The 14,738-nt window shown below is 73.0% G+C and carries 10 protein-coding genes and 1 pseudogene; 5 read left to right on the top strand and 6 right to left on the bottom strand.

What is annotated here, in order from left to right; all coding sequences use genetic code 11:
- Positions 1-196 precede the first annotated feature (196 nt).
- Together sucD and sucC are read right to left on the bottom strand one after the other, a co-directional pair.
- The gene (gene sucD / locus M1E25_RS25090) at positions 197-1,081 is read right to left on the bottom strand and encodes a succinate--CoA ligase subunit alpha (RefSeq protein ID WP_251419533.1); all 885 of its coding nucleotides are present in this window, start codon (positions 1,079-1,081) and stop codon (positions 197-199) included.
- Between the two features lie 21 nt (positions 1,082-1,102).
- Positions 1,103-2,278: an ADP-forming succinate--CoA ligase subunit beta gene (sucC, locus tag M1E25_RS25085; RefSeq protein ID WP_251419530.1), complete on the bottom strand. Its 1,176-nt coding sequence runs from the start codon at positions 2,276-2,278 to the stop codon at positions 1,103-1,105.
- Positions 2,279-2,810: 532 nt separating this feature from the next.
- Between sucC and M1E25_RS25080 the strand changes: the two genes are divergently transcribed.
- Positions 2,811-3,674 carry a peptidoglycan-binding protein gene (locus tag M1E25_RS25080; protein WP_251419528.1) on the top strand — a complete coding sequence of 288 codons (864 nt, stop codon included), beginning with the start codon at positions 2,811-2,813 and terminating at the stop codon, positions 3,672-3,674.
- Position 3,675: 1 nt separating this feature from the next.
- On the opposite strand, the gene M1E25_RS25075 is transcribed toward M1E25_RS25080, so the two are convergent.
- The 3 genes from M1E25_RS25075 to M1E25_RS25065 are packed head-to-tail and all read right to left on the bottom strand — an operon-like array spanning position 3,676 to position 8,668.
- A complete protein-coding gene (locus M1E25_RS25075) occupies positions 3,676-5,028 on the bottom strand; it encodes a VWA domain-containing protein (RefSeq protein WP_372501441.1) in 1,353 nt (450 codons plus the stop codon).
- Positions 5,025-7,568 carry a DUF5682 family protein gene (locus M1E25_RS25070; RefSeq protein WP_251419526.1) on the bottom strand — a complete coding sequence of 848 codons (2,544 nt, stop codon included), beginning with the start codon at positions 7,566-7,568 and terminating at the stop codon, positions 5,025-5,027. Before M1E25_RS25070 ends, M1E25_RS25075 begins: the two co-directional genes overlap by 4 nt.
- Positions 7,565-8,668 carry an ATP-binding protein gene (locus tag M1E25_RS25065; RefSeq protein WP_308290477.1) on the bottom strand — a complete coding sequence of 368 codons (1,104 nt, stop codon included), beginning with the start codon at positions 8,666-8,668 and terminating at the stop codon, positions 7,565-7,567. Before M1E25_RS25065 ends, M1E25_RS25070 begins: the two co-directional genes overlap by 4 nt.
- A 180-nt stretch (positions 8,669-8,848) precedes the next feature.
- Between M1E25_RS25065 and M1E25_RS25060 the strand changes: the two genes are divergently transcribed.
- Positions 8,849-10,240, top strand: coding sequence for an SWIM zinc finger family protein (locus tag M1E25_RS25060; protein ID WP_251419522.1), 1,392 nt, complete (start codon positions 8,849-8,851; stop codon positions 10,238-10,240).
- Positions 10,241-10,254: 14 nt separating this feature from the next.
- On the top strand, positions 10,255-11,958 hold the full coding sequence (locus tag M1E25_RS25055) for a DUF5691 domain-containing protein (RefSeq protein ID WP_372501438.1): 1,704 nt from the start codon (positions 10,255-10,257) through the stop codon (positions 11,956-11,958).
- A 281-nt stretch (positions 11,959-12,239) separates the two neighbouring features.
- Here the strand turns inward: M1E25_RS25055 and icmB are convergent, their stop codons facing one another.
- Positions 12,240-12,650, bottom strand: a complete 411-nt coding sequence (gene icmB, locus M1E25_RS25050; RefSeq protein ID WP_251419521.1) for a coenzyme B12-dependent isobutyryl CoA mutase small subunit — start codon at positions 12,648-12,650, stop codon at positions 12,240-12,242.
- Positions 12,651-12,983: 333 nt separating this feature from the next.
- Between icmB and M1E25_RS25045 the strand changes: the two genes are divergently transcribed.
- Positions 12,984-13,823, top strand: a complete 840-nt coding sequence (locus M1E25_RS25045) for an esterase/lipase family protein (RefSeq protein ID WP_251419519.1) — start codon at positions 12,984-12,986, stop codon at positions 13,821-13,823.
- Positions 13,824-14,016: 193 nt separating this feature from the next.
- Positions 14,017-14,738 (top strand): annotated as a pseudogene (locus M1E25_RS25040) (hypothetical protein); the annotation flags it as partial.

Raw genomic sequence — 14,738 nt, 5'->3', positions numbered from 1 at the left:
GGCCCGGGGACGGCGCGCCCGCAGCCGGCGCAGCGCCCGGACCACCCCGGGACGCCCGGCGTACGCCCGGCTCACCACTGCAGGGCCGTTCGCCCGGCGCACCACGGGGCACGTCCGGACACGCCGGTGGGCCCGTACCGGATCGGTACGGGCCCACCGGGCGGTGCTGCGGTCCGGCTGTCCTCCCGGTCGGCGGTCAGCCGGCCAGGGCGGCGCGCGCGAGGCGGGCCGTCTCGGACGGGGTCTTGCCGACCTTCACGCCCGCGGCCTCGAGGGCCTCCTTCTTCGCCTGCGCCGTGCCGGAGGAACCGGAGACGATGGCGCCGGCGTGGCCCATGGTCTTGCCCTCGGGCGCGGTGAAGCCGGCGACGTAGCCGACGACCGGCTTGGTGACGTTGGCCTTGATGTAGTCCGCGGCCCGCTCCTCGGCGTCGCCGCCGATCTCACCGATCATCACGATCAGGTCGGTGTCGGGGTCGGCCTCGAAGGCGGCCAGCGCGTCGATGTGCGTGGTGCCGATGACCGGGTCGCCACCGATGCCGACGGCCGACGAGAAGCCGAGGTCACGCAGCTCGTACATCATCTGGTACGTGAGCGTGCCGGACTTCGACACCAGGCCGATGCGGCCGGAGTTGGTGATGTCGGCCGGGATGATGCCCGCGTTCGACTGTCCGGGGCTGATGAGGCCCGGGCAGTTGGGGCCGATGATCCGGGTCTTGTTGCCCTGGGAGCCGGCGTAGGCCCAGAACGCGGCGGTGTCATGCACCGCGATGCCCTCGGTGATCACGACGGCGAGGCCGATCTCGGCGTCGATCGCCTCGACGACCGCGTCCTTGGCGAACTTCGGCGGCACAAAGATGACCGTGACGTCCGCGCCGGTGGCCTCCATGGCCTCCTTGACGGAGCCGAAGACGGGAACGTCGGTTCCGTCGAAGTCGACCTTGGTGCCGGCCTTCCGCGGGTTCACGCCGCCGACGATGTTGGTGCCCGAGGCGAGCATCCGCTTGGTGTGCTTCTGGCCCTCGGAGCCGGTCATCCCCTGGACGATGACCTTGCTTTCCTTGGTGAGGAAAATAGCCATGGTGTTTGGTGACCCGTTCCTTTACTTGGCAGCCAGCTCGGCGGCACGGTCGGCCGCACCGTCCATGGTGTCCACCTGCTGGACCAGCGGGTGGTTCGCGTCGGTCAGGATCTTGCGACCCAGCTCCGCGTTGTTGCCGTCGAGGCGCACGACCAGCGGCTTGGTGACGTCCTCGCCCTTGGACTTGAGCAGCTCCAGGGCCTGGACGATGCCGTTGGCGACCGCGTCGCACGCGGTGATGCCGCCGAAGACGTTGACGAACACGGACTTGACGTCCGTGTCGCCGAGGATGATCTCGAGGCCGTTGGCCATGACCTCGGCGGAGGCGCCGCCGCCGATGTCGAGGAAGTTGGCGGGCTTCACGTTGCCGTGGGCCTCACCGGCGTAGGCGACGACGTCGAGGGTGCTCATGACGAGACCCGCGCCGTTGCCGATGATGCCGACCTCGCCGTCGAGCTTGACGTAGTTGAGGCCCTTGGCCTTGGCGGCCGCCTCGAGCGGGTTGGCGGAGGCCTTGTCCTCGAGCGCCTCGTGCTCCGGCTGCCGGAAGTCGGCGTTGGCGTCCAGGGACACCTTGCCGTCGAGGGCGAGGACACGGCCGTCGGCGACCTTGGCCAGCGGGTTCACCTCGACGAGGAGGGCGTCCTCGGCGACGAAGCTCTTCCACAGGGTCTGCAGGATCTCGGCGACCTGGTCGGCGACCTCGGCCGGGAACTTCGCGGCGGCGACGATCTCGGCCGCCTTCTCCGCGGTGACGCCCACGTTGGCGTCGACCGGGATCTTCGCGAGGGCCTCGGGCTTGGTGGCCGCGACCTCCTCGATGTCCATGCCGCCCTCGACGGAGGCCATGGCCAGGAAGGTGCGGTTGGTGCGGTCGAGGAGGTACGAGACGTAGTACTCGTCCGCGATCTCCGGAGCGGTCTCCGCGATCATCACCTTGTGGACCGTGTGGCCCTTGATGTCCATGCCCAGGATGTCCGTCGCGCGGGCGACGGCCTCGTCCGGGGTGCCGGCCAGCTTCACGCCGCCGGCCTTGCCGCGGCCACCGACCTTGACCTGGGCCTTGACGACCGACCGGCCGCCGAGACGCTCGGTCGCCTCGCGCGCCGCCTCAGGCGTTTCGATGACTTCACCGGCCAGCACCGGTACACCGTGCTTGGCGAAGAGGTCCCTCGCCTGGTATTCGAACAGGTCCACGCGCGTCCGTCCCTTTGCGTCTCAATAACCGCTGTCGTGGTGATCGCGGTTCCTTGTCTGCGTGGGCGTGCCGCTACGGGCAACGTGACAGCGCGGTCACTAGGAGTGCGCACACGTCAGCCGAGTACGCGGCATGTCCGTCTTGCAGGTTAGCCCCGCTGGGGGCGGGTCCCTAAATCGCAGCTCACATGTGAGCGGTGACGGTGGTCACATGGGACGTGGCGCCGGGGCACCGGCCACGCCCGGTCGATCTTCACCGGAGGTCGCCGCCGTGGGAGCCCGCCCGCCCCCGGGTCCGGCTTCGACCCGGGGTCCGCTCCGGCACCGTCCACCGCCCGCCCCCCGGCAGCGACGCCGGCGGACGATCACCACCGCGGGACCCGCTTCCGGTGCGGTGCACGCGCCCCCCGGCGTGCGGGGCGCCCGCCGACGGAGCGGGGGCATTCCGCGGTTCGGGGCCGGCCCGAGGGGGATGAGGCCTTGTGAGGGGCAGGAGAGCTGACGGCTCATCAACGGAGGGGAGACACACACGATGGCTACACCACTGTCCGCGGACAGACTGCTCGGAGCTCTGCGCGACGAGGGCCTTCGGGTGGTCGAGTACCGCGACTGGCGCACGCACAACCGCAACCACAAGGGCCCCTGGGGGCCCGTGAACGGCGTGATGATCCACCACACGGTGACCTCGGGCACCGACAGCTCGGTGGAGCTCTGCTACAACGGCCACGCCGGCCTGCCGGGGCCGCTGTGCCACGGGGTGATCGCGAAGGACGGCACGGTCCACCTGGTCGGCCACGGCCGGGCCAACCACGCCGGGCTCGGCGACGACGACGTGCTGCGCGCCGTGATCGCCGAATCCGAGCTGCCTCCGGACAACGAGGCCAACACCGATGGCAACGCACGCTTCTACGGCTTCGAGTGCATCAATCTCGGGGACGGCGAAGACCCGTGGCCCGCAGCCCAGTTGGAGGCCATCGAGAAGGCGTCGGCCGCGATCTGCCGGGCCCACGGCTGGGGGCACCGGTCGGTGATCGGGCACCTGGAGTGGCAGCCGGGGAAGGTGGACCCGCGTGGATTCACCATGGGCACCATGCGCGAACGGATCAGGACCCGGCTGGGCGGCGACCCGGACGGGCCCTCCGAGCCCCGGTACGAACCCTTCCCCGGAGCTTCGTTCTTCACGGTGGGACGCCGCAGTGCGATCATCACGGCCATGGGCAGGCGGCTGGTGGCGGAGGGCTGCAGCAGGTACGAGGTCGGTCCCGGACCGGAGTGGACGGACGCGGACCGGAAGTCGTACGCGGCCTGGCAGCGCAAGCTGGGCTACTCCGGCAGCGACGCCGACGGCATTCCGGGGAAGACGAGTTGGGACAGGCTGAAGGTCCCCAACGTCTGAGTCAGCGGTCCGTCCTGCTCCGTGCCGTGTCCCCGTGACCGGGAGAGTTCGGCGTTGAACCTCCCGGTCTCGCGGCGGCGCGGCCCGGCCCCACGGCCCGGCCGGCGTCCCGGGTTCGCGTGGGCAGGTCAGCGGGGTTCGGTTCCGCGGCGTCGGGGACCGGGACCGGACGCCGCTCGATCGCCGCCGCCATCACCTCGGGGAAGTGGTCGGGCGAACAGGCGAACGCCGGGGCACCGAGGGCGGCGAGCGCTGCGGCGTGCTCCCGGTCGTAGGCGGGCGCACCCTCGTCGGACAGCGCGAGCAGCGCCACGAACTGCACGCCGGACGCCTTCATCGCCGCCACCCGTCTCAGCATCTCGTCCCGGATTCCGCCCTCGTAGAGGTCGCTGATGAGGACCACGACGGTGTCGGCGGGCCGGGTGATCTTCGACTGGCAGTAGGCCAGCGCCCGGTTGATGTCGGTGCCACCGCCCAGCTGGGTGCCGAAGAGCACGTCCACCGGGTCGTCGAGGGCGTCGGTGAGGTCGACGACCGCGGTGTCGAAGACGACGAGGCGGGTGGCGAGGGAACGCATCGAGGCGAGCACCGAACCGAACACGGAGGCGTACACGACCGAGGCCGCCATCGACCCGGACTGGTCGATGCACAGCACGACGTCCTTCTTCACCCCCTGCGCCGCGCGGCCGTAGCCGATGAGGCGGTCCGGGACGACGGTGCCGTACTCGGGCAGGTAGTTCTTCAGATTGGCCCGGATCGTGCGGTCCCAGTCGATGTCCCGGTGGCGCGGGCGGCCGATCCGCGCCGAGCGGTCCAGTGCGCCGGACAGGGTGGCGCGGGTACGGGCGGCGAGCCGCTTCTCCAGGTCCCGAACGACCTTGCGGACCACGGCTCGGGCGGTGTTCCGGGTCGTCTCCGGCATCGCCTTGTCGAGCGACAGCAGGGTGCCGACGAGGTGGACGTCGGCCTCGACCGCCTCCAGCATCTCCGGTTCCAGAAGGAGTGAGGACAGGCCGAGCCGGTCGATCGCGTCCCGCTGCATCACCTGGACCACGGATGTGGGGAAGTAGGTGCGGATGTCACCGAGCCAGCGGGCCACTTGGGGCACGGAGCCGCCGAGTCCGGCGGAGCGTCCTGCGCCGGAGCGTTCGCCGTCGCCGGGGCCCGAGCCGTAGAGCGCGGTGAGGGTGCGGTCCACCTCGGCGTCGCGGCCTGCCGGTTGGTGCCCGGTGCCGTCGGCGGGACCTCCGCCGAGAACCAGCCGCCAGCGGCGCAGTCGCTCGCCGGTCGCCGTGCCGTCCGCCGGCGCCGCCCCGTTTCCGGGGGTGACGTTCGTGGTCGTGGCTGCGTTCAACCGACTGCTCCCGCCATCCGGTGGTCGTCCTTGTCCAGGTCGGTGCCGAGGCCCAGCAGCCGGTGCACCGTGGGCCGTACGGCTGACGCCCGCTCCGCGTCGAGCCCCGGTCCGTAGCCCGGGGCCCCGGCCGCCGTCGCCGCGGTGTGCGCCCGGCCGCCGGCCGTGGGGCCGCGCCGGACGAGTTCCCCGAGCGTGCGGCGCACGCCGGCTTCGTAGGCGGAGAAGGTGCGGCGCAGCAGCGGCAGGACGTCGGTGAACGCGTCCGCCGGGACCGCGGTCAGCCAGGCGTCGAGCAGGGCGAGCAGCCGGGTGTCGTGCACCAGGAGCATGCCGCCCCCGGCGCCGCCGCCCACGAACCCCTCGATCCAGGCAGCGGCCCGGTCCGGCGGGGTGCCGGGGGAGAGTACGAGGCCCATCAGCCGGGCCGCGGCATCGTGGTCGAGCCGCTCGTCGTCGAGCAGCAGCCGTGCCGCCCGGCCGCGGATCGGACCGGGGACCTGTTCGCCGGCTACGAGGGTGTGGAGCACCCGGGCCCAGCGGTCGCGCAGGCCGCCGCCGTCCGCGCCGGTCCGGGCGGGGGTGCCGGGGCCGACGGGCTCCCGGGCCGCCGGGCCGCTCCCCTCGGTGCCACCGGAACCGCCTGAACGGCCTTGGCCGTCGGGGCCGCTGTGCGGATGTGCAGCGCTCCGGTCCAGCAGGCCGACGGCCGTGTGCACGGCGTCCAGATGCCGGCGCATCCCGGCCGCGCCGTCGGCGTCGAGGCCGACGACCGCGGGCGGCAGGCCGACGAAGACGCGCTCGGCGACGGCGGTTGCCACCTCGGCCAGTGCGCCCGCGTCACTGCCGCGCACATCGCCGTAGCGGGCCGAACGGACCAGGGCGGGCAGGGCCTCGGCGAGGTGCCCGACGTCGGTGTCGAGCGCCGCGCGGTCGGCGAGCACCCGCATCACCAGGGACAGCGCATCCGGCAGGCCGGCCAGCAGGCAGTCCTCGGCGAGCCCGGTGACGTCCGGCAGGCGGCGGGCGGCCATCGCATCGGACTCCGCTTTCGCCGTGGCCGCCGAGGCCACGGTGGTCCCCCACACTCCGGCTTCGGCGACCCGGACCGAGAGTTCGGGCTCCCAGCCGAGCCGCCAGGTCTCGCGGAAGGTGCCCGTCCCAACCCGCGAGCGGGTCTGCCGTCCCCAGCCGATGCGGAGCAGCCGCAGCCGGTGGAGCAGTCTGCTGCGCGCAGCGTCGGTGTCCTTGCGCAGGTCGAGTTCCACGTCCCGCGCCTCGGCCGCGGGCTTCAGCCGCAGACTGCGCTGAAGCCGCGTGAGGTCGCGTTGCAGCGGCACGGCCGGGGCGGAGTCGGGCACGTCGCCGAGGGCGTCGCCGACGACGAGCCGTTCGTGGACGAGCGCGAGCGGGACGTCGGAGCCCTCGCACATCACGGCGCGGACGGCGTCGGTGGCTTCGACGAGCCCGGCGAGCGGCCGGCCGCGCATGGCGGCGAGGGTGCCGGCGAGCCGGACGGCCTCGATGACGTGCGCGGAGGAGACAGGGTGGTCCTCGGCACGGAGCAGTCCGGCGACCTTCGTCATCCATCGTTCGACGGGACGGTCGGGGGCGTTGTAGAGGTGTCCGTACCAGCCCGGTGAGTGGATTCCGGCGCCGTATCCGCTGTGCCGGGCGAGCCGGCGGTGCGTCCAGGGGACCCAGGTGAGTTCGGCCCTGGCCTTCGGCAGCCCCTTGAGCAGTTGCCGGTCGGCCGTGGCGGTCGTGGGGGCGGTCAGCGCGGGGACGTGCCAGGCGCCGCACACGACGGCCACTCCGTCCCCGAACTCCTTGAGCGCCGCCCGGAGTTTCAGCCTCATGTGGGCTTCCCGCAGCGGGTCGTGGTCGTGCCCGCCGTCGCCGTGGACGGCGCGCAGTTCGGCCATCGCCTCGCCGATGGCCGCGAACGTCTCACCGGGTTCGGCGGGCCCGCCGGCCCGGTGCTCGACGGCGTCCTCCCACCAGCGTTCCGGGTCGTCGTAGCCGGCGGCCTCTGCAAGGGCGCCGACCGGGTCGAGGCGCAGGGCGGCGGAGGGCTGCTGCCCCTCCTGTTCCGCTTCGCCGGGCTCGCCGTCGCCGTGCCGGCATCGGCGCTCCTCGCGCTCGGCCCCGCACTCGTCCTGCAGGGCGAGGGAGTTGGCGGCCGGCAGGTCGATGAACCGCACCGGGACCTTGCGTTCCACGGCCCAGCGGATCGCCACCCACTCCGGGGAGAACTCCGCGAAGGGCCAGAACGCCGCGCGGGCCGGATCACCGGCGACGTGCGCGAGCAGGGCGACCGGCGGACGCATGTCCTCCTCGACGGCGAGGGGGAGGAGCCCGTCGGCCTCCGGTGGCCCTTCGACGAGGACCGCGGGCGGCCGGTGATGGTCGAGGGCGATCCGGACCGAGCGTGCCGAGCCGGGCCCGTGGTGCCGCACGCCGAGCAGCAGAGGCTGCGGGCCGCCGGCCCGCCGGGGCTGCCGGGCAGCTGCGGTCTCCGGGGCGGGGCGCGCGTTCACGCGCTCACCTCGCGGCAGGCACGGTAGAAGTCCTTCCAGCCCTCGCGCTCGCGGACCACGGTTTCCAGGTACTCCTGCCAGACCACCCGGTCGGCCACCGGGTCGCGGACCACCGCGCCGAGGATGCCCGCGGCCACGTCGGAGGGGCGCAGCACGCCGTCGCCGAAGTGCGCCGCGAGAGCGAGGCCGTTGGTGACGACGGAGATCGCCTCGGCCGTCGACAGCGTGCCGGAGGGGGACTTGAGCTTGGTCCGGCCGTCGCAGGTGACCCCGCCGCGCAGCTCCCGGAAGACCGTCACGACCCGGCGGATCTCCGCCGCACCGTCGGCGCCGGACGGCAGGTCGAGGGATCGGCCCAGCTGGTCGACGCGTTGACCGACGATGCCGACCTCCGCCTCCGGTGTCGCCGGCAGTGGCAGCACCACGGTGTTGAAGCGGCGGCGCAGCGCACTGGAGAGCTCGTTGACGCCCCGGTCGCGGTCGTTGGCGGTCGCAATGAGATTGAAGCCGCGGACGGCCTGGACCTCCTGGCCCAGTTCCGGAATCGGCAGGGTCTTCTCGGACAGGACGGTGATCAGGGTGTCCTGCACGTCGGCCGGTATACGGGTGAGTTCCTCGACCCGGGCGGTCATGCCCTCGGCCATGGCACGCATGACGGGGCTGGGCACGAGCGCGTCGCGGCTCGGCCCGTGCGCCAGCAGCTGTGCGTAGTTCCAGCCGTAGCGGATGGCCTCCTCGGGTGTGCCCGCGGTGCCCTGGACGAGCAGCGTGGAGTCGCCGCTGACGGCTGCGGCGAGGTGTTCGGAGACCCAGGTCTTGGCGGTGCCCGGCACGCCCAGGAGCAGCAGGGCGCGGTCGGTGGCCAGCGTGGTGACGGCCACTTCGACGATGCGGCGCGGGCCGACGTACTTGGGTGTGATCACGGTGCCGTCGGGCAGTGCGCCGCCGAGGAGGTAGGTGGCGACGGCCCATGGTGACAGCCGCCAACTGGCCGGCCGGGGGCGGTCGTCGGCTGCTGCGAGCGCCTTCAGCTCCTCGGCGAAGGCTTCCTCGGCATGCGGCCGGAGCGCCTCGCCGGCAGTGGTCGCGGTGGTGGTCACGTCACAGTCCCCCTTTTGCACAACGCCTCGCACAACGTCTTGCACGGAGCGGTCCGCACCCGGGCACCCGGCGGAACCGCTTGCTGCCCAAACCCTGCACGAGGCCACTGACAACAGGCCGCGGGACATGGCACATGCAGGTCGGATCGGTTGTCAGTGACCCGGCGTAGCTTCGGCGACATGACGCAGAGGGAGCGCTGGACGGCTGATCAGGTGCTCGCACTGGCACCTGACGCCGCATCACGCAAAGCCGGCAGCAGGCTCGGCGCGGCAGGACCGTGGTCCGCGACGGGCACGGACGGTGAAGCGGTCTGGGGACTGTGCAGGGGCAGCGGGAGCAGGCCGTACCGCACGGTGGTCGCTCTCCGGGGGCCGTCGGCCGAAGCCGGTCCGGCCTGCACGTGCAGTTGTCCGAGCCGGAAGTTCCCGTGCAAGCACGCGCTCGGGCTGCTGCTGCTGTGGACGGAGGGGCCGGCCGCCGTCGGGCAGGGCGAGCCGCCGAACTTCGCGCAGGTGTGGCTGGAGGGGCGCAGCAGACGCGCGGCGCGAAGCGCCTTGCCGGAGGCGGCCGGCGCGGGCCGCGGCGCCGACCCGGATTCCTCCCGGCGCAAGCAGGCCCGGCGGGCCGGTCGGATGGCTGCGGGCGCCGTCGAGCTGGAACAGCGCCTGACGGACCTGCTGCGCGGTGGGATCGCGGGTGCGGACCGCGCGGGATACGCACCGTGGGACGAGACCGCAGCCAGGATGGTGGACGCCCAGGCACCCGGCCTGGCAGCTCGTGTACGGGAGTTGGGATCGGTCGCCGGCTCCGGTGGGGGCTGGCCGGAACGGCTGCTCGAGGAGTGCGCGCTGCTGCATCTGCTGGACCGGGGGCTCCTGCTGACCGACGGCCTGCCCGCGCCGCTGGCGGCGACGGTGCGCACCCGCGCGGGTGTGACGACCGAGGCTGCGGACGTCCTGGCGGACCCCGGCGCCCGGGTACGTGACCGCTGGCTGGTGACGGCCCGACAGGACTGCACCGAGGGAACGTTGACGACGCGGCGCATCTGGCTGCAGGGCGAGCGGTCCGGGCGGGCCGCCGTGCTGCTGTCCTACGGTGCGGCCGGCCGGACTCCCCCGCAGGCGTTCCCGCCGGGTCCGGCGCTCGATGCCGAGGTGGCCTACTACCCGGGCGGGCAGCCGCTGCGTGCGGTGCTGGGCGAGCAGTTCGGGACGTCCCCGGGCGGCCCGCCGTCGGGTTCGGGACCGGCGGCGGCGCTGCAGGCGTACGCCGCAGCGCTGCGCGGTGATCCGTGGCTGGACGCGTGGCCGGTCGTGCTGTCCGGGGTGGTCCCGGTACCCGGGGCGGCCGGGGCCCCCGGGGACACCGGCTGGCAGGTGGCGGACCCGGCCGCGGGCGCCGGGGATGCGCCGGCGCTGCCCGTCGATCCGCGGGCGCCGGCGACGGGCCTGTGGCGGCTGGCGTCCGTCTCCGGCGGACGTCCGGTGACGGTGTTCGGGCTGTGCGGCCACCGCGGGTTCCTGCCCCTGACGGCATGGACGCCCGGCTCGGCGGAGGGGGTGGCGCTGTGAGGGACGCGTCAACCATGCATCACGACAGGCGAGTCCAGGAGGAGCCCGAGTTGACCAGGCACGACCCCACGGCTGCGGCGACCACCGTCCCGGGCCCAGCGGACCGGGACGTCCTGTCCGGCACCTGCCCGCCCGCCGTACCGGACACGGCGTGGGAGGACCTCGTCTCCGCTGCGCTGCTGGGAACCGAGCGCCGGCCCATCCCCGCTGCCGGGGACCGCGACCCGGCTGCCGCTCTGCTGGACGCGGCCGCCGTGCGGACGCTCGAGCGGCGCGCGGGTCTGCTCCCGGCGGTGGCCCGGCCGCTGCCCTCCCCCGCACCCGCGGACCCGCGCGACCCGCTTCCTCCGGCGGCCCGCCACCGGCTGGCGACGCTGCTGGCGGACCGGGCCGCGGGCGGCCGCCGGGGCACCGCTCCGGTCCTGGCGGAACTGCTTCCGCAGTGGCTGACGGCCGCCAACCGGCACGGCTACCGGGCCCCGGACGACCTGCTGCCGGGCCTGCTCGACGCGGCCCGCGCCCGCAGTGACCTGCGCGACGGCGTCCTCACCTTCGCGGGGCCCCGCGGCCGGTGGCTGGCCGGGCTCAACCCGGACTGGAAGTTCGCGCTGCGCGCCGCGGCCACCGGGGCGGCCGGAGCGGCCGTCCCGTCGGACCCGGCCGGCGTGCACCGCCTGTGGGAGGAGGGCCTGTTCGCCGAGCGGACGGCCCTGCTGACCGCCCTGCGGCAGCGGGATCCCGCCGGTGGCCTGGACCTGCTGCGCTCGTCGTGGCCCGCCGAACGCGCCGAGGACCGGCTGATGTTCCTCGACGCGCTGCGAACAGGTCTGGGCCCGGCCGACGAAGCGTTCCTCGAGGAGGTGCTGGGCGACCGGAGCCGCAACGTCCGCACGCTCGCGTCCGAACTGCTGGCCCTGCTCCCCGGTTCCGCGCTCTCCGAACGCATGGCCCGGCGCGCCGCGGCCTGCGTGGTCCCGCAGCGCACGCCCGGGGGCGTGGTCGTCGTCGTGGAGGCACCGCACGAGTGCGATGCCGGGATGCAGCGCGACGGCATCACCGTCAGGCCGCCCTCCGGGCGCGGGGAGCGCTCCTGGTGGCTGAGCCGGCTGCTGGAGTCGGCACCGCTCGGCCTGTGGGGCGAGCGGTTCGGCGGCCTCACGCCGGAGGAGATCGTGGCCCTGCCCGTCGCCGACGGCCGGCAGGAGGAGTTGCACGCCGCATGGGGCCGGGCCGCCGTGGCCCGGGGGGACGTGGACTGGTCGCGGGCGCTGCTCGGATCCCCTCTCGCCGCGGACGCGGGGGCGACGGCTGGCGAGCGGACGGCCATGCTCGCGGTACTGCCCGCGGACGAGCGTGCCGAGTGGGTCGCCGGGCACGTCTCGGCGTACGGACCGGGCGACGCCTTCCAGTTCCTGGGCGCCTGTGCCGTTCCGTGGAGCGAACCACTCGGCCGGGCCGTGGTGGACGCCCTGGACATCGCACGGGACGCCGGAGGCTACCCGTGGAGTCTGAGCGGAGTGATGGGGCTCGCGGAACGCTGCCTCGACCCGGAACTGTCCGGGCGGCTGGAGGCGCTGACAGTCGCGGCGGAGGAACCGGCCGGGCCCGCGCCCGGCACGGAGGGCTACTGGTCCGAGGCGTTCCAACGGCTCGCGGGCACGTTGCGGTTGCGCGCAGCGTTGCACCGCGAGCTCGACGATCCCGGGGCAGAGGGCTGATCACCCGCGTCGACGGCTCCGGCGCGGTCCCGCTCCGGCGGTCCCGTGCCGGAGCAGTGCGCCCCGTCCAGCACACACCCGCCGCACGGCGGTCTGCGCACCGAGCCGGAGTCCGGCCAACATACCCTTGACCGGCGTCGCCGGTCCGGACTGGGAGTACCCCCTGGTGCCCCGGAAAAAACAGCAGGTCTCCCACCGGTTCGGCGGGAGACCCGGTTTCCGGGAGGGGCCGGTGTTGCGGGCCGGGACACCGAAGTCCCGGCCCGGCCGGACCCGGTTGCTCAGACGGCCGGCTCGCGCACGTGGGCGCGCACCCAGTTCACGACATCGCCGGTCGGGGTTCCCGGGGTGAAGATCTCGGCCACGCCCTGTTCCTTGAGCGGGGGGATGTCCGCCTCGGGAATGATGCCGCCGCCGAACACCTTGATGTCGGCCGCGTCGCGCTCCCGCAGCAGCTCGATGACCTTGGCGAAGAGCGTGTTGTGCGCACCGGAGAGCACGGACATCCCGATGGCGTCGGCGTCCTCCTGGATCGCCGTGTCCACGATCTGCTCGGGCGTCTGGTGCAGGCCGGTGTAGATGACCTCCATACCGGCATCGCGCAGCGCCCGTGCGATGACCTTGGCACCGCGGTCGTGGCCATCGAGACCCGGCTTCGCAACCACCACACGGATCGGACCCGACACACCCATCAATGCCTCCATGTACATCTGCCGTCGCCGGGCGGAAGGTCCCCGGATGCCCATGAGCACAGGGGAGTGAACGAACGTTATCGCCCAGCATCGCGCACGAGGCTGTTTCGTGGCGGCCGGGGAGGGGGAAATCACAATGAGGGACACGTAAAACCGAGCACGCCGTTCGTCACCGGGACGGCAGGCGAGGGGAGCCGCAGCAGAGCCGCCCCACCGGGCACCCGCTGCCAGCGGGCCGTGCGGGACCGGCGGTTCCATGATCGTCGCAGCGGCTGCCCGTGAGGGCACACGGAGGACACAGACGCCCCCCGGGTGCCGTACGGAGGTCGGCCCATGACGGTCTTGCCTTTCCTGCCCCGTCTTCCGCTCCCTTCCGTAGCGCTGGTCAGGGCCGGCGCCCTGGAAGTGGCGATCCTTGCCGGACACGTGTTGCTTTACCCCACCGGTTTCGCCCAGGAGCAGTGCTCCTGCGAACTGCCGGTTCCGGAGGACGAGGCGGCAGGAGCGCAGACCCCGGCCGTTCCGCCCGGTTCCGGGACCCGCCCCCCGGTCCTCCTCCTCCACGGTTTCATCGACAACCGGTCGGTCTTCGTCCTGCTCCGCCGCTCGCTGCGCCGGCACGGCTGGGAGAACGTAGAGGGTTTCAACTTCTCCCCGCTGAGCCTCGACATCCGCAGTTCGGCCGAGTTGCTCGGCCGCCACATCGAGGAGGTCTGCACCCGCACCGGGCACGACCGGATCGACGTGGTCGGCCACAGCCTGGGCGGCCTGATAGGCCGCTACTACGCGCAGCGCATGGACGGGCACCATCGCATCCGCACGCTCGTCACGCTGGGGACTCCGCACGCGGGAACCCGCGCCATTCCGCTCATGACGGTCCACCCGCTGGTGCGCCAGATGCGCCCCGATTCCGAGGTCATCGAGGAACTGGCGGGGCCCGCCCCGGGCTGCTCCACCCGCTTCGTCAGTTTCTGGAGCGACTTCGACCAGTTCATGAGCCCGCTGGAGACGGCGTCGCTCAGCCATCCCGACCTGATCACCCACAACATCCAGGTGTCCGGGGTCGGCCATCTGTCCCTCCCGGTGCACAGTGGAGTGGACGCCGGGATACGGCAAGCACTGTCCCCAGGAGCACCCGGAACGGGACCCGGCAGCCGGATATCCGTGGTCTGACCGGCTGGACGACCGAAACAGGGCCTCGAACATTCCTCGAACAAGCCGCCTCGGCGCGCCCGCAGTTCCCCGAAAGGCGCCGCAATGCCCGTTCCGCGCTCGTCCGAAACCTGCCAAAGATTGTCGCCATCACGAACTGGCGGGTACAGTCCTCGCTAATTCTCCTGCTGCCGAGGCGAAAGAGAAGTTGGTGGTGAACGACCGTCATCCGTTGGGCGACCCGAACCCGACGGCCCCTGCTACGGACGCCTCGTACGGCTCGTACCCCGCGTACGACCAGCAGGGTGCACAGCACGGCCAAGCCGCATACGACGGCTACGCGACCGGCGCCTTCGACACCAGCGGTGCCGGCTACGCCGCCGACCCCCTCTACGGAGCGATGCCGGACCACACCGGCGACGCGGGCTACGCCACCGGCCAGTGGGACCCCGCCCAGCAGACGGGGCAGTGGAGCACCTCCGACTACGCCACCGGCCAGTGGGACGCCGCCCAGTACGACGCGGCCCAGTACGACGCCAACGGCTTCGTCCTGGGGACCCAGGACTGGGACCCGCAAACGGGCCAGGCGCTCACCGGCGACGGATTCGACCCGTATGCGGCAGCGCAGCACGACGGCACCGGAAGCTTCGACACCACCGGGGCCTTCGACTCCACCGGTTACGACCAGGCCACCTACGAACAGGCCGGTTACGACACGGGCACCTGGGACACCACGGGCCAGTGGGACGCCACCGGGCCGGTGACCTTCGGCTACGGACAGGGCCCGGAGGCCGTCAACGGCGAGTGGCAGGCCGTCGGTTACGACGGCGCCCCGGAGGCCGGTCACCCGGTCACCGGAGAACCGGCCTTCCCCGCTGCGGACGTTCAGGACGGGTACGAGACCGCGGCCTTCCCCGCTGCGGACGTTCAGGACGG

The sequence above is a fragment of the Streptomyces meridianus genome (genome assembly GCF_023703325.1).
Lineage (GTDB): Bacteria > Actinomycetota > Actinomycetes > Streptomycetales > Streptomycetaceae > Streptomyces > Streptomyces meridianus.
This window is presented reverse-complemented; position numbering and strand designations above follow the sequence as displayed.

What these genes read in the sequence shown, in the direction of transcription:
- sucD (WP_251419533.1), bottom strand. Translation starts at nt 1,081, where the DNA reads ATGGCTATTTTCCTCACCAAGGAAAGCAAGGTCATCGTCCAGGGGATG.
- M1E25_RS25080 (WP_251419528.1), top strand. Translation starts at nt 2,811, where the DNA reads ATGGCTACACCACTGTCCGCGGACAGACTGCTCGGAGCTCTGCGCGAC.
- M1E25_RS25060 (WP_251419522.1), top strand. Translation starts at nt 8,849, where the DNA reads ATGACGCAGAGGGAGCGCTGGACGGCTGATCAGGTGCTCGCACTGGCA.
- M1E25_RS25055 (WP_372501438.1), top strand. Translation starts at nt 10,255, where the DNA reads ATGCATCACGACAGGCGAGTCCAGGAGGAGCCCGAGTTGACCAGGCAC.
- icmB (WP_251419521.1), bottom strand. Translation starts at nt 12,650, where the DNA reads ATGGGTGTGTCGGGTCCGATCCGTGTGGTGGTTGCGAAGCCGGGTCTC.
- M1E25_RS25045 (WP_251419519.1), top strand. Translation starts at nt 12,984, where the DNA reads ATGACGGTCTTGCCTTTCCTGCCCCGTCTTCCGCTCCCTTCCGTAGCG.